General features: G+C 71.0%; 21 protein-coding genes. 8 read left to right on the forward strand and 13 right to left on the reverse strand.

Annotated features, from left to right (window positions below):
- The first annotated feature begins 20 nt into the window (after nt 1-20).
- The 3 genes from KY498_RS04720 to KY498_RS04730 are packed head-to-tail and all read left to right on the forward strand — an operon-like array spanning nt 21 to nt 3,033.
- Nucleotides 21-1,310: a magnesium transporter MgtE N-terminal domain-containing protein gene (locus KY498_RS04720; protein ID WP_060960164.1), complete on the forward strand. Its 1,290-nt coding sequence runs from the start codon at nt 21-23 to the stop codon at nt 1,308-1,310.
- Nucleotides 1,310-1,861, forward strand: a complete 552-nt coding sequence (locus KY498_RS04725) for a DUF1003 domain-containing protein (protein WP_101306067.1) — start codon at nt 1,310-1,312, stop codon at nt 1,859-1,861. Before KY498_RS04720 ends, KY498_RS04725 begins: the two co-directional genes overlap by 1 nt.
- Entirely contained in the window at nt 1,858-3,033 is a 1,176-nt protein-coding gene (locus KY498_RS04730) for an Mrp/NBP35 family ATP-binding protein (protein ID WP_191008411.1), read from the forward strand. Before KY498_RS04725 ends, KY498_RS04730 begins: the two co-directional genes overlap by 4 nt.
- 12 nt (nt 3,034-3,045) lie before the next feature.
- Here the strand turns inward: KY498_RS04730 and KY498_RS04735 are convergent, their stop codons facing one another.
- Nucleotides 3,046-3,423 carry a hypothetical protein gene (locus KY498_RS04735; RefSeq protein WP_060960161.1) on the reverse strand — a complete coding sequence of 126 codons (378 nt, stop codon included), beginning with the start codon at nt 3,421-3,423 and terminating at the stop codon, nt 3,046-3,048.
- A 71-nt stretch (nt 3,424-3,494) separates the two neighbouring features.
- Between KY498_RS04735 and KY498_RS04740 the strand changes: the two genes are divergently transcribed.
- Nucleotides 3,495-4,136 (forward strand): O-methyltransferase, encoded by a 642-nt coding sequence (locus KY498_RS04740; protein WP_060960160.1) that lies wholly within the window; start codon nt 3,495-3,497, stop codon nt 4,134-4,136.
- Nucleotides 4,137-4,208: 72 nt separating this feature from the next.
- Here KY498_RS04740 and KY498_RS04745 read toward each other — a convergent pair whose 3' ends face one another.
- From KY498_RS04745 to dapE, 3 genes are all read right to left on the reverse strand, one after another.
- Nucleotides 4,209-4,382 (reverse strand): DUF3117 domain-containing protein, encoded by a 174-nt coding sequence (locus tag KY498_RS04745; RefSeq protein ID WP_082734206.1) that lies wholly within the window; start codon nt 4,380-4,382, stop codon nt 4,209-4,211.
- 88 nt (nt 4,383-4,470) lie between these two features.
- Complete coding sequence (locus KY498_RS04750) at nt 4,471-5,715, reverse strand: hypothetical protein (protein WP_191008410.1); 1,245 nt, start codon at nt 5,713-5,715, stop codon at nt 4,471-4,473.
- Nucleotides 5,697-6,773, reverse strand: a complete 1,077-nt coding sequence (gene dapE / locus KY498_RS04755) for a succinyl-diaminopimelate desuccinylase (RefSeq protein WP_191008409.1) — start codon at nt 6,771-6,773, stop codon at nt 5,697-5,699. The genes KY498_RS04750 and dapE overlap by 19 nt, the downstream gene beginning before the upstream one ends.
- Nucleotides 6,774-6,816: 43 nt before the next feature.
- Here dapE and dapD point away from each other — a divergent pair, with 43 nt between their 5' ends.
- Nucleotides 6,817-7,770, forward strand: a complete 954-nt coding sequence (gene dapD, locus KY498_RS04760; protein WP_191008408.1) for a 2,3,4,5-tetrahydropyridine-2,6-dicarboxylate N-succinyltransferase — start codon at nt 6,817-6,819, stop codon at nt 7,768-7,770.
- Nucleotides 7,771-7,808: 38 nt separating this feature from the next.
- Complete coding sequence (gene ppk2 / locus KY498_RS04765; protein ID WP_060960201.1) at nt 7,809-8,594, forward strand: polyphosphate kinase 2; 786 nt, start codon at nt 7,809-7,811, stop codon at nt 8,592-8,594.
- 85 nt (nt 8,595-8,679) lie between these two features.
- Here ppk2 and ddaH read toward each other — a convergent pair whose 3' ends face one another.
- From ddaH to KY498_RS04800, 7 genes are all read right to left on the reverse strand, one after another.
- Entirely contained in the window at nt 8,680-9,441 is a 762-nt protein-coding gene (ddaH, locus tag KY498_RS04770; RefSeq protein ID WP_101306063.1) for a dimethylargininase, read from the reverse strand.
- Nucleotides 9,442-9,487: 46 nt separating this feature from the next.
- On the reverse strand, nt 9,488-10,783 hold the full coding sequence (locus KY498_RS04775) for a citrate synthase (RefSeq protein ID WP_060960156.1): 1,296 nt from the start codon (nt 10,781-10,783) through the stop codon (nt 9,488-9,490).
- A 111-nt stretch (nt 10,784-10,894) separates the two neighbouring features.
- Nucleotides 10,895-11,995, reverse strand: a complete 1,101-nt coding sequence (gene dapC, locus KY498_RS04780; protein ID WP_191008406.1) for a succinyldiaminopimelate transaminase — start codon at nt 11,993-11,995, stop codon at nt 10,895-10,897.
- Complete coding sequence (fdxA, locus tag KY498_RS04785) at nt 11,995-12,315, reverse strand: ferredoxin (RefSeq protein ID WP_060960154.1); 321 nt, start codon at nt 12,313-12,315, stop codon at nt 11,995-11,997. Before fdxA ends, dapC begins: the two co-directional genes overlap by 1 nt.
- Before the next feature lie 9 nt (nt 12,316-12,324).
- Nucleotides 12,325-12,735 (reverse strand): hypothetical protein, encoded by a 411-nt coding sequence (locus tag KY498_RS04790; protein WP_060960153.1) that lies wholly within the window; start codon nt 12,733-12,735, stop codon nt 12,325-12,327.
- 9 nt (nt 12,736-12,744) lie between these two features.
- Nucleotides 12,745-13,059: an AzlD domain-containing protein gene (locus tag KY498_RS04795; RefSeq protein WP_191008405.1), complete on the reverse strand. Its 315-nt coding sequence runs from the start codon at nt 13,057-13,059 to the stop codon at nt 12,745-12,747.
- Nucleotides 13,056-13,757 carry an AzlC family ABC transporter permease gene (locus tag KY498_RS04800; RefSeq protein WP_061782255.1) on the reverse strand — a complete coding sequence of 234 codons (702 nt, stop codon included), beginning with the start codon at nt 13,755-13,757 and terminating at the stop codon, nt 13,056-13,058. The genes KY498_RS04795 and KY498_RS04800 overlap by 4 nt, the downstream gene beginning before the upstream one ends.
- A 66-nt stretch (nt 13,758-13,823) precedes the next feature.
- Here KY498_RS04800 and KY498_RS04805 point away from each other — a divergent pair, with 66 nt between their 5' ends.
- The gene (locus KY498_RS04805; RefSeq protein WP_174524674.1) at nt 13,824-14,372 is read left to right on the forward strand and encodes a helix-turn-helix domain-containing protein; all 549 of its coding nucleotides are present in this window, start codon (nt 13,824-13,826) and stop codon (nt 14,370-14,372) included.
- Between the two features lie 104 nt (nt 14,373-14,476).
- On the opposite strand, the gene typA is transcribed toward KY498_RS04805, so the two are convergent.
- Both typA and KY498_RS04815 read right to left on the reverse strand, forming a co-directional pair.
- The gene (typA, locus tag KY498_RS04810) at nt 14,477-16,390 is read right to left on the reverse strand and encodes a translational GTPase TypA (protein ID WP_061782245.1); all 1,914 of its coding nucleotides are present in this window, start codon (nt 16,388-16,390) and stop codon (nt 14,477-14,479) included.
- 101 nt (nt 16,391-16,491) lie between these two features.
- Nucleotides 16,492-18,231: an ABC transporter ATP-binding protein gene (locus KY498_RS04815; RefSeq protein ID WP_060960150.1), complete on the reverse strand. Its 1,740-nt coding sequence runs from the start codon at nt 18,229-18,231 to the stop codon at nt 16,492-16,494.
- Between the two features lie 62 nt (nt 18,232-18,293).
- On the opposite strand from KY498_RS04815, the gene KY498_RS04820 reads away from it, so the two are divergent.
- Nucleotides 18,294-18,902, forward strand: coding sequence for a hypothetical protein (locus KY498_RS04820; protein WP_060960149.1), 609 nt, complete (start codon nt 18,294-18,296; stop codon nt 18,900-18,902).
- Nucleotides 18,903-18,904: the final 2 nt, after the last annotated feature.

Below are 18,904 nucleotides of genomic sequence, written 5' to 3' on the forward strand. Positions count from 1 at the left end.
GCGCGGACTACGCTGGTCGAGTGAGTACGCAGAGGGTTTTCGTGGCACGGCTGGTGGGCTGCACCGTCTTCGACCCCGCGGGCGATCGTCTCGGCAAGGTCCGGGACGTCGTCGTCATCTACCGAAAAGACGACCCGCCGCGTGTCGTGGGGCTCGTCGTCGAGATCCCCGGGCGCCGGCACGTCTTCCTCTCGATCGGACGCGTCACCTCGATCCAGTCCGGACAGGTGATCACGACGGGCCTCATCAACGTGCGCCGCTTCCAGCAGCGCGGCGGCGAGGTGCGCGTGATGAGCGAGATGCTCGGGCGCAAGGTGTACTTCACCGACGGCTCCGGCCACGCCGTCATCGAAGACGCGGCGATCGAGCGCAACCGCCTCGGCGAGTGGGACATCGGGCAGCTCTTCCTGCGCAAGCCCCGGACGAGCGCCTCCCCGTTCGCGAAGGGTCCGACGACCTTCGCCAACTGGGGCGACGTCCGCGAGCAGGCCGTGCCCGGCGAAGCGCAGTCCGCCGAGCAGCTCGTCGCGACGTTCTCGGAGCTCAAGCCCGCCGACCTCGCCAACACGCTCCTCGACCTTCCCGAGGAACGGCTGCTCGAGGTCGCCGAGGAGTTGTCTGATGACCGTCTCGCGGACGCGCTCGAGGAGATGCCGGAGGACGAGCAGGTCCACATCCTCGAGGCGCTCGGCGACGAGCGCGCCGCGGACATCCTCGATCAGATGGAGCCGGACGACGCCGCCGACGTCCTCGCGCAGCTGCCCGAGGACCAGCGCGAGGAGCTCCTCGAGCTGATGGAGCCCGAGGAAGCGGAAGACGTCCGCGCCCTGCTGAAGTACGGGCCCGACACCGCCGGCGGTCTGATGACGAGCGAGCCGATCGTGCTGTCGGCCGACGCGACCGTGGCCGAGGCGCTCGCGCTCATCCGCCGCCACGAGCTGCACCCCGCCCTCGCGGCGGCCGTCTTCGTCACCCTCCCGCCGTACGAGACACCGACCGGCCGGCTGCTGGGAACCGTCCATTTCCAGCGGATGCTGCGCTATCCCCCGCACGAACGGCTCGGCGCCATCATCGACGACACGCTCGATCCCGTGCCGGTGACCGCCTCCGCCGCCGAGGTCGCGCGCCTGCTCGCGAGCTACAACCTCGTCTCCCTGCCGGTGGTCGACCCGGCGCATCGGCTCGTCGGCGCCGTGAGCGTCGACGACGTGCTCGACTACCTGCTGCCGGAGGACTGGCGTTCCCATGACGGCACCGACGATCCGCTCGTCGTCCCCGCCACCACCGCGACGATCCCGAGGAGGCCCTGATGGCCAAGGCGAAAGACCGCCGCATCCCCTCGCTGGACGCGCCGCGCGGGCGCGCCGGCATGCTCAACCGCACGCCCCAGCCCTCGCGCGACCGGTTCGGCCGGTTCTCGGAGGCGTTCGCGCGGGCGATGGGCACCTCCGGCTTCCTCATCGGGATGTCGGTGTTCGTCATCGTGTGGCTGTGGTGGAACTCGGTGATGCCGCGCGACATCCAGTTCGACGCGGCGGAGAACAACTTCACGCTGCTGACGCTCATCCTGTCGCTGCAGGCCTCCTACGCGGCCCCGCTGATCCTTCTCGCGCAGAACCGGCAGGACGACCGCGACCGCGTCCAGATCGAGCAGGACCGCCAGCGCGCCGAGCGCAATCTCGCCGACACGGAGTACCTGGCGCGCGAGGTCGTCGCGTTGCGGATGGCGATGACGGACGTCTCGGAGCACGTGGTCACCCGCGACGTGCTGCGTCAGGAGCTCAAGGCGCTGCTCGAGTCGCTCGAGGAGTCGCGCGAGACGTCGCCGTCGACCCCGGGCACGGCCCCCGAGCCCTCATGACGGCGCCGCAGGCGCACGACGATCCGGACGCGCTCCGCCGCGACGCCGTGCAGCGCGCGGTCGGGGCGGTCATGGACCCCGAGCTGCGCCGTCCGCTCTCGGAGCTCGACATGGTGCGAGATGTCCGTGTCGTCGGCGACCGCGCCGACGTCGGGATCGCGCTGACGATCGTCGGCTGCCCCGCCGCCGACCGGATCGAGCGCGAGGTGCGATCCGCCGCGGCGAGCGTACCGGGCATCGCGACCGTCGAGATCGCGGTCGGGGTCATGACGCCCGCGGAGCGCCAGGAGCTCACGGCGCGCCTGCGCGGAGGCCGCGCGGCGCGCACCATGCCGTTCGGCCCCGACTCGCTGACCCGCGTCATCGCGGTCACCAGCGGCAAGGGCGGCGTGGGAAAGTCGAGCCTCACGGCGAACCTCGCCGTCGGCCTGGCCGCGCGCGGTCTCGCCGTCGGTCTCATCGATGCGGACGTGCACGGCTTCTCGATCCCCGCGCTGCTGGGTCTCGTGGATGCCGAGGGTCGCCCGCCCGCGCCGACCCGGATCGACGAGCTCATGCTCCCGCCGGTGGCCTTCGGCGTGAAGGCCATCTCCATCGGGATGTTCCTGCCGCGCGACCAACCGGTCTCGGCGGCGGTCGCGTGGCGCGGGCCGATGCTCCATCGCACCGTGCAGCAGTTCCTCACCGACGTCTACTTCGGCGACCTCGACATCCTCCTCATCGACATGCCCCCGGGAACGGGAGACGTGGCCATCTCGGTGGGCCAGCTGCTCCCCCACGCCGAGGTCCTCGTCGTCACGACGCCGCAGACCGCCGCCTCCGACGTCGCGGTGCGCAGCGGACTCGTCGCGGCGCAGACCGGGCAGCGCGTCATCGGCGTCGTCGAGAACATGGCCGCGATGACGCTCCCCGACGGCAGCGTGCTCGACCTGTTCGGCGCCGGCGGCGGCGCGGCGGTCGCGGCATCCCTGTCGGGCGGCGGACACGACGTGCCGCTGCTCGCCTCCGTTCCGCTGAGCGTGGGGCTGCGCCGCGGCGGCGACGAGGGCGTGCCGATCGTGGTCGCCGATCCGGACGATCCCGCCGCGCGGGCCATCACGGCGGTGGCCGACGCTCTGGCGCGCGCTCCGCGAGGCCTCGCCGGCAGATCGTTGCCGCTCACCCTGCGCTGAGCGGCCGGCCGGTCAGGTGGCCTCGTCGTCGTAGGGGACGTCGAGCTCGGGATCGAAGGCGGGGGTGAGCGGCGTCGGCGAGGTGGCGGCGATCGCCGTGCCGACGGCGGCCGCGCGGACGGCGGGCACCGGAGCGTCGTCGAGGAGCGCGTCGCGGATGATGCGGCGCGGGTCGTACTGGCGGGGATCGAGCTTGCGCCACTCGACGTCGTCGAAGTCCTCGCCCAGCTCGTCCTTGACGCGCGTCTTCGCACCGCTCAGCCACTCGCGGGCGCGCACGGTCAGCTTGGCGAGCGTCTCGGCGTAATGCGGCAGCCGCTCGGGTCCGACCAGGAGGGCGGCCACGATCAGGATCAGGACGAGCTTGTCCCAGTCGAGGCCGAAGAACATGACTCCAGGTTACCCGTGCGCCTGCCCGCCGCGACGCGACCGGCACCGTACGCTGGGGGCGGAGGATGAACATGGCCGATCAGGACGCGATCCGCAGGTACGTCGACGAGATCACCGTCGAACCCGAGGCGATCGAGCGCGCCCGTGCACACGCGCTCGAGCTCGGCGCCGATCCGATCAGCCCCGCCGTCGGCGCGCAGATCGCCGTCATCGCCGCCACGACCGCCGCCCTCAACATCGTCGAGATCGGCACGGGGGCCGGCGTCTCCGGCCTCTGGTTGCTGCACGGCGCCCCCCGGGCGACGCTGACGACGATCGACAAGGAGCCGGAGCATCTCGCCGCCGCCCGCGTCGCCTTCGCGGATGCGAAGGTCCCGCCGGCACGCGCGCGCTTCATCGCCGGACGGGCGACGGAGGTCCTCCCCCGCATGAACGAGGCGTCCTACGACATCGTGCTCGTGGATGCCGATCCGGAAGGCGTCATCGACCACGTCGAGCACGGCCTGCGCCTCGTGCGGGCCGGGGGCACCGTGCTGATCCCGCGCGTGCTCGCCGGCGGAGCGGTCGCCGACCCCGTGCGTCGCGACCCGGTGACGACCGCGTTCCGCACCCTCATCCAGGAGACCCAGTCCTCCCCCGCCGTGCTGGGCGCGCTGTCGATCGTGGGCGAGGGGCTCCTGCAGCTGACGACCGTCGCCGCCGACGCGCGCTGAGCGCGCGGTCCGGCGCCGGGGGACGGAAAAGGGCCGGTCCGAAGACCGACCCTTCTCTCATATGGGAGGAACTCAGGCCGCGCCGACCACGCCGCCGAGCACGCCGTGCAGTTCCTTGGCCTCTTCGTCATTGACCGAGACGACGAGTCGACCGCCGCCCTCGAGGGGAACGCGCACGATGATCAGGCGCCCCTCCTTCACGGCCTCCATCGGTCCGTCACCGGTTCGCGGCTTCATGGCTGCCATCGCGGGCTCCCTTTCGTCATCGGACTACCTGTCAAGTTTATCGGTAAGCCGAGACAGTGGCCGAACGCGGCGTGCCGCGGCGTCATTCTCACGGGATCTGTGTGTACGTGTTCCCGAGTGCGAGCATCTGGTAGATCCACCACCACTGGCCGACGAGACCGAGCACCAGCATCCCCACACGCCAGAGCCGGTGCGGCGGCAGCGCCAGCGCACCGTAGAGCGGCGCGAGCGGCAGGAGCAGTCGGAAGATGCTCGACTGCGGGAAGAACACGAGCAGCAGGTACAGCAGATACGCTCCGGACCACAGCCGCACCTCGACGCCCAGACGGCGCACGTGCGGCTCGAACAGCAGCAGCGCCGCGACGGCCACGACCGCCACGACGAGTGCGATGTAGCCGAGCACCTCGGGCAGGCCCCACAGCCGGAACCACAGGGCCGCCGCCTGGACGAACCCGTCGAAGGGGACGAAGCCGCCCTCGCCGATCCAGCCGCGACGCCACGACAGCTCCGTCTCCATGTACGCACTCGGGTCACCGGTGACGACGCCGGCGATGAACTGCCAGGAGAAGCCGACCGCGACGGCGAGAAGACCCAGCAGCACGATGTGCACGACCTCGACGGCGGCGAGCGGGTCGGTGCGCCGCCGCACCCACCGGTACACCCCGTAGGCGCCCAGCAGGAGGGCGAACGCGAGCACCCCCGGGCGGGTGTAGCCCATCGCCGGGATCAGCAGGTACAGCCATCCGAACCGCCGCAGCTGCAGGCACCGCAGAGCCAGGAACAGCCAGAGCAGGAAGAGCGACTCGGCATAGCCCATCTGAAAGAGGGCCGCCAGCGGGGATGCCGCCAGCAGCGCGACCGCCCACAGCGCCGCCGCCGCGTCGATCCGTGCGCGGAGCAGGTGGAAGAGCACCAGGCAGGCGAGGTAGCCGGCGACGATCGCGAGGACGACGGCGGCGAGCGGGTAGTTGCCGCCCAGCACGACCGACAGGGCGCGCGTGAGCGCGGGGTACAGCGGCATGAACGCCCACGCGTTCTGCATGACGTGCCCGGTTCCATCGACCGGGAGCTGATCGGGATAGCCCGCCGTGCCGACGACCCAGTACCACTGGGCGTCCCACCCCATCGACAGCGTGCCGATGTTCGCGTCGGCCCCGAACCGCGAGGTCGGACCCGACAGCTCCGCCGCGATCGCCAGGAACACCGTCGTGACGACCCGCGCCGCGACGTACACCACGGCCACCGCCAGAGCGGGCCGGAGCCTGCCGAGACGGTCGACGGGCGACCATCCGCGCGCCGGTACCCCGGCGTCGGTCAGGGCGCGCTCAGCCACGCGCGCAGCCCACGTTCGACGTCCTCGATCTGCGCGTAGGAGACACGCTCCTCGTCATGGTGCGCGAGGCTCGGATCGCCCGGGCCGTAGTTGACGGCCGGCACGCCCAGCGCCGCGAAGCGCGCCACGTCGGTCCAGCCGTACTTGGGCCGGGCCTCGGCGCCGACGGCCGCCAGGAACTCCTGAGCGAGCGGCGCATCCAGCCCGGGCCGCGCGCCGGCGGCGGCATCGACGATCTCGACCTCGAAGCCCTCCAGCACGCGGCGCACGTGCGCCTCCGCATCCGCGACGCTTCGGCTCGGGGCGAAGCGGAAGTTCACCTCGACCTCGCACAGGTCGGGGATGACGTTGCCCGCGACGCCGCCCGAGATGCGGACGGCGTTGAGCCCTTCGCGGTACACGAGCCCGTCGACCGCGATCTCCCGCGGACGGTACTCGGCAAGGCGCGCGAGGATCGGCGCCGCACGGTGGATGGCGTTCTCCCCCATCCAGGCGCGGGCGCTGTGGGCGCGCACCCCGTGGGTGCGGGCGATGGCGCGGAGCGTGCCGTTGCAGCCGCCCTCGACCTGGCCGTTGGACGGCTCGCCCAGGATGGCGAAGTCGGCGGCGAAGAGATCGGGGCGGGTGCGGGCGAGACGGGTGAGGCCGTTGCGGTCGGAATCGACCTCCTCGTTGTCGTACCAGAGCCACGTGATGTCCACGCGCGGCGCGATCAGCTCGGCGGCGAGTTTGAGCTGCACCGCGGTGCCGCCCTTCATGTCCACCGTGCCGCGGCCCCAGAGATGGGGCCGCCCTTCGACCTCGATGTCGCGGGTCGGCAGGTTGGCGTTGATCGGCACGGTGTCGATGTGCCCGGCGATCGCGACCCGACGGTCGCGTCCGAGATCGGTGCGCGCGACGATCGTGTCGCCGTCGCGGTACACCTCCAGGTGCGCGAGGGGCGAGATCGCCGCGAAGATGGCGTCGGCGAGCGTGGCCTCGTCGCCGGAGACGCTCGGGATGTCGCAGATCGTGCGCGTGAGGTCGACGGACGAGGCGGACAGATCGAGCACGGGCATGGGCCGAGTCTATCGAGGCCCGCCGCTTCGATAGCCTGGACGCATGAGTGAGCAGCGGACGGTATGGGGCATCGGCCTGGCGACGACGAGCGGCGACGGGACGGTGCTGGACACCTGGTTCCCGGAGGTGCGCCTCGGCGCTCCCACCGACGCCGACGTCGCTGCGGCCGCCGCGACGTGGGGTTCCTTCGCCGAGCCCGACGAGCGCCGCGCGGTCGGGGTCGAGCTCGTCACCGTCGCGGTGGACCTCGATGCGGCGCCCGCCTCGACGCCCGATGCGTACCTGCGCCTGCACGCGCTCTCGCACCGCGTCGTCGCGCCCAACGACCTCAACCTCGACGGCATCTTCGGGCACCTGCCGATCGTCGCGTGGACCACCGCGGGTCCCATGCATCCGGGCGATGCGGAGCGGCTCCGGCCGGCCCTGCAGCGCGCCGGCATCCAGGTGCACGGCCTCGACAAGTTCCCGCGCCTGCTCGACTACGTCACGCCGCCGGGCGTGCGCATCGCGGACGCCTCCCGGGTGCGCCTGGGCGCGTACCTCTCCCCCGGCACCACGGTCATGCACGAGGGATTCGTCAACTTCAACGCCGGCACCCTCGGCGCGTCCATGGTGGAGGGCCGCATCTCGCAGGGCGTCGTCGTGGGCGACGGCTCGGACATCGGCGGCGGCGCGTCGATCATGGGCACTCTGTCCGGCGGCGGGACGCACCGGGTGTCCATCGGCGCGCGGACGCTCCTGGGCGCCAACGCGGGCATCGGCATCTCCCTCGGCGACGACTGCATCGTCGAGGCCGGCCTCTACGTGACGGCGGGCACCAAGATCGTGCTCTCGAACGAGGCGCCGCTGCACGACGGGTCGCGCCCGGTCGTCAAGGGCGGGCAGCTGTCGGGGCAGAACAGCCTGCTCTTCCGGCGGAACTCGCTCACGGGCGCCGTCGAGGCCGTGCGCCGCGAGGGCGTGGGGGTCACCCTCAACGAGGCGCTGCACGCCTGAGAGCCGGCGGCGGCTACGATCTGGTCATGAGCGACCGGATGCCGAAGAAGCCGTACGAACGCGAACTGAAGCGGCTGCAGGCGCAGCTGGTCGACATGCAGGCGTGGGTCCAGTCCACGGGCGCGCGCATCGTCGTCATCTTCGAGGGGCGTGACGCGGCCGGCAAGGGATCCACGATCAGTCGCGTCTCCCAATACCTCAATCCGCGCGTCACCCGCGTGGTCGCCCTGCCGACGCCGACCGAGCGCGAGAAGTCGGAGTGGTACTTCCAGCGCTACATCGCCCACCTCCCGGCCGCCGGCGAGATCGTCCTGATGGACCGCTCCTGGTACAACCGCGCGGGCGTCGAGCACGTGATGGGGTACTGCACCAACGCCGAATACCATCGCTTCCTGCACCAGGTGCCGATCTTCGAGCGGATGCTGGTGGAAGACGGCATCCTGCTGAAGAAGTACTGGTTCAGCGTCTCCGACGTGGAGCAGGAGAAGCGGTTCCGCTCGCGCAACGACGACCCGATGCGACGGTGGAAGCTCTCGCCCAACGACGTCCTGTCCATCACGAAGTGGGAGGACTACTCGCGCGCGAAGGACACGATGTTCGTGCACACCGACATCCCCGAGTCGCCGTGGTTCGAGGTCGACAACGAGGACAAGCGTCGCGGACGGATCAACATGATCCACCACCTGCTGACGCAGATCCCCTACGAGGACGTCGAGCGCGCTCCCATCGACATCCCGCCGCGCCCCGCCTCCGGCGGCTATGAGCGGCCCCCGCGCGAACTGCAGAACTACGTGCCGGATTACGCCGCGACGATCGCGCACTGACCCGCGTCGCAGAATCGGAGTTCGACGACAGCATCGGATGCCGCGGCTCGCGCCGACCGCATCCGTTGCGCGGCTCCGATCCCGTTCAGTCGCGGATGCGGACCGAGAGGCAGGTCACGCAGCCCTCGAGCTTCTCGAACTCGGTGATCGGCGTCGCGACCACCGTCAGCCCGCGCGCGGCGTAGCGCTCGGCGGTCTCCGGGGCGTCCGCCGACATCAGCACCTCCGTCGGGCCGAGCACGACCACCGCCGTGCCGTGCTCCTCCGGCACCGCCTCGAAGACGGGGAACGCCGACGGATCGTCGACGAGCGGCTCGTACCCCACCACCGTGCCGTCGGGCAGCGCCGTGACACCGCTCTTGAGGTGCAGCACGCGCTCGACCGGCACCGCGACCACCGACCACCCGCGCGGGGCGAGCAGCGCGGTCAGCTGGGCGATGCCGTCCGCGTTCGTGCGGGCGGACGCGCCGACGTACACGGTCCGGCCGACCTTCAGGACGTCACCACCGTCGAGGGTGCCCGGCGCGACGATCTCGGCCGTCTGCAGTCCGGTGTCCGCCAGGGCATCCCGCACCGACGCCGCCTCACCGCGGCGCGACGGCGCGCCGGCCCGGCACAGCACCGCGAGGTCGTCGAAGACGACCACGGCATCCTCGACGAAGACCCCGTCGGGCTGGTCGTCCGCGGGTGCGATCTCCTGGATCTGCCAACCGCGCGAACGGAAGACGTCGACGTACGCCTCCCACTGCCGCTGGGCGAGGCCGGCGTCGACCGACGTGCGACCGATGTGCGTGACCTCGCCGTCGGCGAGGCGGGGCGAGGGACGGCGGACCAGCAGACGCGACATGGCTCGACCCTAGTGGATCCCGCCGAGGCGTCCGCCGGATGCCGCGTCAGCGTGCGCCGGGATAGTCTCGCTCGGCCGCGCCGACGTACAGCTGCTGCGGACGGCCGATCTTCGTCTGCGGGTCGTGCTGCATCTCGCGCCAGTGCGCGAGCCATCCCGGGAGCCGCCCGATCGCGAACAGCGGCGTGAACATGCGCGTGGGAAAGCCCATCGCCTTGTAGATGACGCCGGTGTAGAAGTCGACGTTCGGGTACAGCCGGCGCTCCTTGAAGTAGTCGTCCTCCAGGGCGACCTGCTCCAGCTCCTGCGCGAGATCGAGCAGCGGGTCGTGCACGCCCAGCTCGGCGAGGATCTCGTCCGCCGACTCCTTGACGAGCTTCGCGCGCGGGTCGTAGTTCTTGTAGACGCGGTGTCCGAAGCCCATGAGCTTGACGCCGTCTTCCTTGTTCTTGACCCGCTCGACGAAGCGCTGCACGCTCTCGCCGGACTCCTGGATGCGCGCGAGCATGTCGAGCACGGCCTCGTTGGCGCCGCCGTGCAGCGGGCCGTAGAGGGCGTTGATGCCCGCCGAGATCGACGAGAACTGGTTGGCCCCTGTCGAGCCGACCAGTCGCACCGTCGAGGTCGACGCGTTCTGCTCGTGGTCTTCGTGCAGGATCAGCAGCCGCTCGAGCGCGCGGGAGGTCACCGGGTTCACCTGGTACACCTCGGCGAGGTTGCCGAAGTTCAGCTTCAGGAAGTTGTCGACGAAGCTCAGCGAGTTGTCGGGGTAGAGGAAGGCCTGTCCGATGCTCTTCTTGTGCGCATAGGCGGCGATGACCGGGAGCTTCGCGAGCAGGCGGATCGTGTTGAGCTCGACGTGCTCGGGATTGTTGGGGTCGGACTGCCCCTCGTAGTAGGTCGAGAGCGCGGCCGTGGCGGCCGAGAGCACCGACATCGGGTGCGCGGTGTGCGGAAGCGACGAGAAGAAGCGCTTGAGATCCTCGTGCAGCAGCGTGTGGTGGCGGATCTTGTCGTCCCAGTCGGCGAGCTCGTCGGCGGTCGGCAGCTCGCCGTAGAGCAGGAGCCACGCCACCTCGAGATAGGTGCTGTTCTTCGCCAGCTGCTCGATCGGATACCCGCGATAGCGCAGGATGCCCTCGTCGCCGTCGATGAAGGTGATGGCCGACTTCGTCGCCGCCGTGTTGACGAAGCCGTAGTCCAGGCTCGTATGTCCGGTCTGCTTCGTGAAGGTCGAGAAGTCGACGCTCGGCACGCCTTCGGTGCCGGTGAGGATCGGCAGTTCTGCGGTGCGGTCACCGACGGTGACCGTGGCCTTCTGGGGGTTTCCCGCGTCGCTCACGAAGCCTCCTTGCGGTCGTTGGGGGATCCTTTACAGCCTACTGGGCGCGCGGGCCTACTCAGATCCACCGCAAAGGAATCGGGAATCCGTAGGAGGAAAGCTACGAAGGTCTCAGCGCAGACGCGCAGCCGCGGCGCGGATGCGCTCGTCGCTCGCCGTCAGCGAGAAGCGGACGTGCTGCGGAAAGTGGGCCCCGTAGAAGTGTCCCGGCCCGGCGAGGATGCCGAGCTCCGCCAGGCGGCTCATCGACTCCCACGCATCCACCCCCTCGGTCGCCCACAGGTACAGGCCGCCCTCGGAGTGGTCGATGCGGAAGCCCGCCGCTTCCAGCGCGGGACGGAGGATGTCGCGCCGGACGCGGTAGCGCTCGCGCTGCTCGGCGACGTGGGCGTCATCGCCCAGCGCGACGGTCATCGCCGCCTGCACGGGCGCCGGCAGCATGAGCCCCAGGTGCTTGCGCGCCGTCAGCAGCCGCGCGACGAGCGCGTCGTCGCCGGCGAGGAAAGCGGCGCGGTATCCGGCCAGGTTCGACTGCTTGCTGAGGGAGTACACCGACAGGATGCCGCGGCGGTCTGACCCGACCACGCGGGGATCGAGGATGCTCGGCACCGGCTGCGTGGCCCACGGGCCGTCCCATCCGAGCTCGGCGTAGCACTCGTCGCTCACGACGATGGCACCGATCGCCCGGCCGCGCTCGATCGCAGCGCGCAGCGCGTCGACGTCCAGGACGCGTCCGTCGGGGTTGCCGGGCGTGTTGAGCCAGACCAGCCGCGTGCCCTCGGGCCACTCGGCCGGGTCGTCGGCGGCGACCGGCGAGGCGCCGACGAGCTTCGCTCCCACCTCGTACGTCGGGTAGGCCGCGCGGGGGTGGACCACGACGTCGCCCGGACCGAGGTCGAGCAGCAGCGGCAGCAGCGCCACCAGCTCCTTCGACCCGACCGTCGGCAGGACCTCCTGCGTGGTGAGGCCGGGAACGCCGCGGCGACGCGCGTACCAGTCGACGATCGCCTCGCGCAGCGCGGGCGACCCGACCGTCAACGGGTAGGAGTGCGCGTCGGTCGCCGCACGCAGGGCGTCGGCCACGATCTCCGGGGTCGGGTCGACGGGCGATCCGATGGAGAGGTCGACGATCCCGTCGGGGTGCGCCTTCGCGCGCGCGGCGTAGGGTGCGACGGCATCCCACGGGTAGTCGTCGAGATCGCGGACGGCCATCAGTGCGTCTGCGGGGGAAGGGCCGAGATCACGGGATGGTCCTTCGCGATCACGCCGACCTTGGCCGCGCCGCCGGGCGAGCCGATGTCCTCGAAGAACTCGACGTTCGCCGTGTAGTAGTCCTGCCACTCCTCGGGCAGATCGTCTTCGTAGTAGATCGCCTCGACGGGGCAGACCGGCTCGCACGCGCCGCAGTCGACGCACTCGTCGGGGTGGATGTAGAGCGAACGCTCACCTTCGTAGATGCAGTCGACGGGGCATTCGTCGATACAGGCACGATCCTTCACATCCACGCACGGCAGGGCGATCACATATGTCACGTCTTGAGTCTAGTTCGTGCCCGTGGTGTCGTCGTGAAGCGGGGCCGTCCGCCGAGCGGATGCCGGCAGCTGCGGCCAGGCGACGACGATCGCCGCCATCACGGGCACCGCGAAGGTCCAGATCAGCCCCGTCGACAGTTGCCCGTCGGCGGGGGCGGGCACGACGACCGATCCGCCCGGTCCGCGACCCGACAGCGCCAGGGTCGTCAGCAGCACGCCGAGCCCCGTGGCCAGGCCCGCCCACCGGTCGCCGGTGAGCAGACGGACGGCGAGAAGGAGCGCGCCCGTGCCGATGACGGCGACGACGAGCCCGACGGGAAGGGCGCCCCAGGAGGCGGCTTGCCCGATCGTCCCCGCGGCGCCGTAGACGAGTCCGATGACGGCGGCGACCGCCCACGTGCCGATCCGTGCGATTCTCACCCGGCGAGTCTACGTCGCCCATCCCCACGCCCGCAGGAGCGCGGCGACGACCGCCGCGGCCACCACGACCACCAGGAACGGCGCGCGCAGGATCAGCAGTCCCGCCGCGATCACGACCGCCGGGACCCGGGCGTCGGCGACGATCTGCTGGCCGACGCCGAGCGTCTGCACCGCCACCAGCGCAGCCAGCAGGGCCACGGTGAGCAGATCGATCGATCGCTGCGCACGCGGGGCCTCGAACCATCGCGCGGGGATGACGTAGCCCAGCGCCTTGAGGGCGAGGCACAGCAGGGCTGCGACGAGCACCGCGGTCCAGAGCGTCATGTCCTCGCCCTCTCGCCGAACGCGTTGGTCCATCCCACGGCGATCGCCACGACGGCGGCGACCAGCACGGGGATCCCCGGCATGAGCACCGGCGTCAGGGCGGTCGCGACGACCGCCGCGGCGACGCCCACGGCGATCGCCTGCCGACGGCGCAGGCGCGGCCACAGCAACGCCAGGAAGGCGGCGGCCGCGGCCGCATCGAGACCGTACGCCCGGGGGTCACCGAGAACGTCGCCCAGCAGGCCACCGGCGAGGGTGGAGAGGTTCCAGCCGATGTAGATACCGATACCGGTCACCCAGAACCCGATGCGACGAGCCCGCGGCTCGGAGTGGGCGAGCGCGACGGCGGTCGACTCGTCGATCGTCAGATGCGGCGCGAAGAGGCGCCGCCAGCCGGACCCGACGACCGGCGCCATCCGCAGACCGTACGCGATGTTGCGCGCCCCCAGCAGCACGGCCGAGGCGATCGCCGCCGGGGCCGCGGCGACTCCCCCGGCGCCGATGACGCCGACGAACGCGAACTGGGATCCTCCCGTGAACATCACGAGGCTGAGCAGGCACGTCTGCCACACGTCCAGCCCGGAGGCCACGGACAGGGCGCCGAACGACACGCCGTAGGCGCTCGTGGCGACCGCGACGCCGACACCTTCGCGCCACGCGCGGCGCTCGGCGGCAGTGCGCACGCTCCCGGCATCCATGGACACCATCATCACGAGCGGACGCGCGTTCGTCAAACCGAACGAATGTTTGCCATACTGAACGACATGGATGCCCTCGGCCCTCGGATCTCGCACGCCCTCCGCCGCGAACGCGACCGCGCCGGGCTGAGCGTGTCAGAGCTCGCCCGTCGGGCCGGTGTCGGCAAGGCCACCGTGTCGCAGCTCGAATCCGGCACGGCCAACCCCAGTGTCGAGACCCTGTGGGCGATCGCGACGGCGCTGGACGTGCCGTTCGCCGTGTTCGTGGCGGAACCCGACGAGGCCCCCACGCTCATCCGCGCCCGCGACGGCAGCGGCATCCGCGCGTCGGACGCGCCGTACGAGGCGCTGCTGCTGGCGGCGGGGGCTCCGCAGTCGCGCAGCGACCTGTACCTCCTGCGTGCCGAGCCCGGCTCACCCCGCTCGTCGCAGCCGCACTCCCCCGGCACCACGGAGCACGTCGTCATCGTCACGGGCTCCGCGCTCGTAGGTCCGACGGACGCACCGGTAGAGCTCGGCCCCGGAGACTATCTGCGCTACCGCGGAGATGCTCCGCACGTGTTCGAGGCCCGCCGCCCCGGCACCACCGCCGTCCTCGTCTCCGAGGTGCGCTGACCCCCGCCGCGAGCCGCTATCCCCCGGCCGAGCCGCCACGCTCCGGCCGCACCGCCGGATAGCGGTTCGGCCGGAGCGTGGCGGTTCGGCGACGGGCGGCGCGCTTACGCGCCGGCGTCCTGGCGCTTCGCGCGGGAGGCGGCGCGGCCGCGCTCGGTCGCGTCGAGCACGACCTTGCGGATGCGCACCTTCTCGGGGGTGACCTCCACGCATTCGTCGTCGCGCGCGAACTCGAGCGACTCCTCGAGCGTGAGCACGCGCGGCGGCGTCATCGACTCGAAGGAGTCGGAGGTCGACGAGCGCATGTTCGTCAGCTTCTTCTCCTTCGTGATGTTGACGTCCATGTCGTCGGCGCGTGAGTTCTCGCCGATGACCATGCCCTCGTAGACCTCTTCGGTCGGCTGCACGAAGAAGCTCATGCGCTCCTGCAGCGCGATCATCGCGAACGGCGTGACGACGCCCTGGCGGTCCGCGACGATCGAGCCGTTCTGGCGCGTCGTGATCTGACCGGCCCAGTCGTCGTACCCGTGCGAGATCGCGTTGGCGATGCCGGTGCCGCGCGTGATCGTGAGGAACTCGCTGCGGAAGCCGATGAGACCGCGCGAGGGCACGACGAACTCCATGCGCACCCAGCCGGTGCCGTGGTTGGTCATCGTGTCCATGCGACCCTTGCGGGCGGCCATGAGCTGGGTGATCGCGCCGAGGTGCTCCTCGGGGGCGTCGATCGTCAGGTGCTCGAACGGCTCCTTGAGCTTGCCGTCCTCGCCGCGGCGGGTGACCACCTGCGGCTTGCCGACCGTCAGCTCGAAGCCCTCGCGACGCATGTTCTCGACGAGGATGGCGAGGGCCAGCTCGCCGCGGCCCTGCACCTCCCAGGCGTCGGGGCGTCCGATGTCGACGACCTTGAGCGAAACGTTGCCGATGAGCTCACGGTCGAGGCGGTCCTTCACCATGCGCGCCGTCAGCTTGTGCCCCTTGACCTTGCCCATCAGCGGCGACGTGTTCGTGCCGATGGTCATCGAGATCGCGGGGTCGTCGACCGTGATGGCCGGCAGCGGCCGCACGTCCTCGGGGTCGGCGATCGTCTCGCCGATCGTGATGTCCTCGATGCCGGCGATGGCGACGATGTCGCCGGGGCCGGCGGACTCGGCCGGGTAGCGCTCGAGCGCACGGGTCTTCAGCAGCTCGGTGATCCGCGCGTTGGAGTGCGTGCCGTCGTGGCGCACCCACGCGACGGTCTGGCCCTTCTTCAGGGTGCCGTTGAAGACGCGCAGCAGCGCCAGGCGGCCGAGGAACGGCGAGGAGTCGAGGTTGGTGACCCAGGCCTGCAGGGGCGCCTCGTCGTCGTACGCGGGAGCCGGGACGTGCTCGAGGATCGCCTCGAACAGCGGCTCGAGGTCGTCGTTGTCGGGCAGCTCGCCGTTGGCGGGACGGTTGCGCGAGGCCGCGCCGGCACGGCCGGACGCGTAGACGACGGGAACGTCCAGCAGGGCGTCGACGTCGAGGTCGGGCACGTCGTCGACGAGGTCGCCGGCGAGACCCAGCAGAAGGTCGTGCGCCTCCTCCTCGACCTCGGCGATGCGCGCGTCGGGGCGGTCGGTCTTGTTGACCAGCAGGATCACCGGCAGCTTCGCCTCCAGCGCCTTACGCAGGACGAAGCGCGTCTGCGGCAGAGGGCCCTCCGAGGCATCCACCAGCAGCACGACGCCGTCGACCATCGACAGACCGCGCTCGACCTCGCCGCCGAAGTCGGCGTGGCCGGGGGTGTCGATCACGTTGATCGTGACCGGCACCTCGGTGTGCAGGCCGTTGTAGGTGATCGCCGTGTTCTTGGCGAGGATCGTGATGCCCTTCTCGCGCTCGAGGTCGTTCGAGTCCATCGCCCGCTCCTCCATGTGCTCGTGAGAGCCGAACGAGCCGGTCTGACGGAGCATGGCATCCACGAGCGTCGTCTTGCCGTGGTCGACGTGCGCGACGATCGCGACGTTGCGGAGATCCGGACGGAGGGCGTGCGCCATGGAGATGACCTAACGAGAAAGGGAGACGCTCCGAGCAGAGCGCCTCCCATTCTACAAGCCGGATGCCGCGGCGTCCCCCGCGGCATCGCCGGTGCCGACCGTCACGCCGGAGCGGCGTCTCCGGGAACCTCGTCGGCGTCGACGCCGGCGGCCAGATCGGCCAGGCGCCGGTCGCGACGCTCGCGCTGGATCTCCGGGTCGGGGACGGGGACGGCGGCCAGCAGCCGCTTGGTGTACGCCTGCTGCGGGCGGCGCATGATCTGGTCGCGGCTGCCCACCTCGACGAGCGCGCCGTGGCGCATCACGGCGATGCGGTCGGCGAGCTCGTCGATGACGGCGAGGTCGTGGCTGATGAACAGGCACGCGAACCCGCGCTCGCGCTGGAGGTCCTTCAGCAGCTCGAGCACCGTCGCCTGCACCGAGACGTCCAGCGCGCTGGTGGGCTCGTCGGCCACGAGCACCTTCGGGTTCAGCGCGAGCGCGCGGGCGATGCCGACACGCTGCTTCTGGCCGCCGGAGAGCTCGTGCGGGTAGCGCGAGGCGTACTCGCGCGGCAGGCGCACCGAGTCCAGCAGCGCCCGGACGCGCTTGTCGAGCGGGGCGCCCTTGATCTTCTCCGACAGCAGGATCGGCTCGGCGATGGAGTCGCCGATGGTCATGCGCGGGTTCAGCGAGCTGGAGGGGTCCTGGAAGACGATGCCCACCTCGTGGTGCAGCGCGTGCAACTGATCGCGGCCGGCCTTCGAGATGTCCATCCCGGCCACCTCGAGACGTCCGGAGTGGATCGGCAGCAGGCCGATCGTCGCGCGTCCGATCGTCGTCTTGCCCGACCCCGACTCGCCGACGAGGCCCAGCACTTCGCCCTGATAGATCTTCAGGTCGATGTGGTCCGCCGCGCGGAAAGCCGGCACGCGGCCGCGCTTGGGGTACTCGATCGCGACGTCGTCGAAGGAGACGACGACCGGAGCGGTCGGATGGGCCGCCTCGGGAGCCTGCAGGTCCTCGGTGGTGATCCGCGGCACGGCCGCCAGGAGCGCACGCGTGTACGGATGCTGCGGATCGGCGAACACCTCGGCCACGGCGCCCGTCTCGACGATGTCGCCCTGACGCATGACCACGATGCGGTCGGCCATGTCGGCGACGACGCCCATGTCGTGCGTGATGAGCAGGATGGCGGAGCCGAGCCGGTCCTGCAGCTTGCGCATCAGCTCGAGGATCTCGGCCTGCACCGTCACGTCGAGGGCCGTGGTGGGCTCGTCGGCGACCAGCAGCAGCGGGTCGCAGGACAGCGACTGCGCGATCATCGCGCGCTGGCGCTGACCGCCGGACAGCTGGTGGGGGTAGGAGTCGAACGCCTTCACCGGGTCGGGCAGCTCGACGAGGGTCAGCAGCTCGATCGCTCGCGCCTTGGCCTCCGCCGGGGAGACGCCGAAGTGCTGGCGCAGGGTCTCCACGATCTGGAACCCGACGGTCAGCACCGGGTTCAGCGCGGTCATCGGCTCCTGGAAGATCATCGAGATCTGGTTGCCGCGGATCTCCTGCATGTCGCGCGGCTTCATCCCGATCAGCTCGCGGCCGTCGAGCTTCGCACTGCCGCTCACCCGCGAGTTCTTGGGGAGGAGACCGAGCAGCGACATCGACGAGACGCTCTTGCCCGAGCCGGACTCGCCGACGATGGCGAGCACCTCCCCCGAGGCGATCGAGTAGGACACGTGCCGCGCCGCGGGCACCCAGTAGCCGTCGACACCGAAGTCGACATTGAGGTCCGTGACCTCGAGCACCGGGCCGCGATCCGGCTGGTGCGCCTCAGTGGTGGGCAGCATGCCGCGGGACGTTCTCATCGGCGGGTTCCTTCTGTTGTGCGTGCGAACGGACTCGTGATCCGGGATGCGACGATGGGGGGATGACGGAAGATGTGCGCCAGTACCGGTCGACCACCAACACCGTGATCTCGATCGGCGCGTGGGCGGCGATCGCCGTGGGGGCGATGCTCGTCGTGCTGGTGGGCGCGGCGCGGACGTCGGCGTACCTGTGGGGCCTGGTGCCGCTGGCTCTGCTGGCCGTGCTGGTCGCCGAGCTGTTCTGGCGTCCGCGCATCCACTGGGATGACGCCGCCATCACGCTCGTCAACCCGTACGCGACCGTCGAGATCCCGTGGACGATCGTGGTCGACATCGACACGCGCTTCGCTCTGACCGTCGTCACGCCGGGCCGGCGGTACCGGTCGTCGGCGGCTCCGGCCGCCGGCGCGCTCACGCGACCCCGCGGCGGGCGCGACAGCCTCGGACCGCATCAGGAGGGCGGCGTCCTGCGCAAGTCCGACGCGCTGGGCACCGACTCGGGCGACGCCGCCTACATCGTGCGCGGCGTCTGGAGCGCACTGGTCGAACAGGAGCGCATCCCGCTCGGACGCGCGGCCAGCGACCGCGCCCGCACCCGCGTGCACGTCGGCGCCATCGCGCTCACCGTGCTGCTGGTCGGCGCGACGTTCCCGGCGCTGCTGAACCTCTGACC

This window comes from Microbacterium sp. PAMC21962, from assembly GCF_019443465.1.
Taxonomy (GTDB): Bacteria; Actinomycetota; Actinomycetes; order Actinomycetales; family Microbacteriaceae; genus Microbacterium; species Microbacterium hominis.

Coding starts and splice junctions, on each gene's coding strand:
- ddaH (WP_101306063.1), bottom strand. CDS start 9,441: ATGTCGCGTCTGCTGGTCCGCCGTCCCTCGCCCCGCCTCGCCGACGGC.
- dapE (WP_191008409.1), bottom strand. CDS start 6,773: ATGCCCGTGCTCGATCTGTCCGCCTCGTCCGTCGACCTCACGCGCACG.
- ppk2 (WP_060960201.1), top strand. CDS start 7,809: ATGCCGAAGAAGCCGTACGAACGCGAACTGAAGCGGCTGCAGGCGCAG.
- KY498_RS04800 (WP_061782255.1), bottom strand. CDS start 13,757: ATGGATGCCGGGAGCGTGCGCACTGCCGCCGAGCGCCGCGCGTGGCGC.
- KY498_RS04725 (WP_101306067.1), top strand. CDS start 1,310: ATGGCCAAGGCGAAAGACCGCCGCATCCCCTCGCTGGACGCGCCGCGC.
- KY498_RS04745 (WP_082734206.1), bottom strand. CDS start 4,382: ATGGCAGCCATGAAGCCGCGAACCGGTGACGGACCGATGGAGGCCGTG.
- KY498_RS04730 (WP_191008411.1), top strand. CDS start 1,858: ATGACGGCGCCGCAGGCGCACGACGATCCGGACGCGCTCCGCCGCGAC.
- KY498_RS04740 (WP_060960160.1), top strand. CDS start 3,495: ATGGCCGATCAGGACGCGATCCGCAGGTACGTCGACGAGATCACCGTC.
- dapC (WP_191008406.1), bottom strand. CDS start 11,995: ATGGCCGTCCGCGATCTCGACGACTACCCGTGGGATGCCGTCGCACCC.
- KY498_RS04820 (WP_060960149.1), top strand. CDS start 18,294: ATGACGGAAGATGTGCGCCAGTACCGGTCGACCACCAACACCGTGATC.
- KY498_RS04795 (WP_191008405.1), bottom strand. CDS start 13,059: ATGACGCTCTGGACCGCGGTGCTCGTCGCAGCCCTGCTGTGCCTCGCC.
- dapD (WP_191008408.1), top strand. CDS start 6,817: ATGAGTGAGCAGCGGACGGTATGGGGCATCGGCCTGGCGACGACGAGC.
- typA (WP_061782245.1), bottom strand. CDS start 16,390: ATGGCGCACGCCCTCCGTCCGGATCTCCGCAACGTCGCGATCGTCGCG.
- KY498_RS04805 (WP_174524674.1), top strand. CDS start 13,824: ATGGATGCCCTCGGCCCTCGGATCTCGCACGCCCTCCGCCGCGAACGC.
- KY498_RS04815 (WP_060960150.1), bottom strand. CDS start 18,231: ATGAGAACGTCCCGCGGCATGCTGCCCACCACTGAGGCGCACCAGCCG.
- KY498_RS04735 (WP_060960161.1), bottom strand. CDS start 3,423: ATGTTCTTCGGCCTCGACTGGGACAAGCTCGTCCTGATCCTGATCGTG.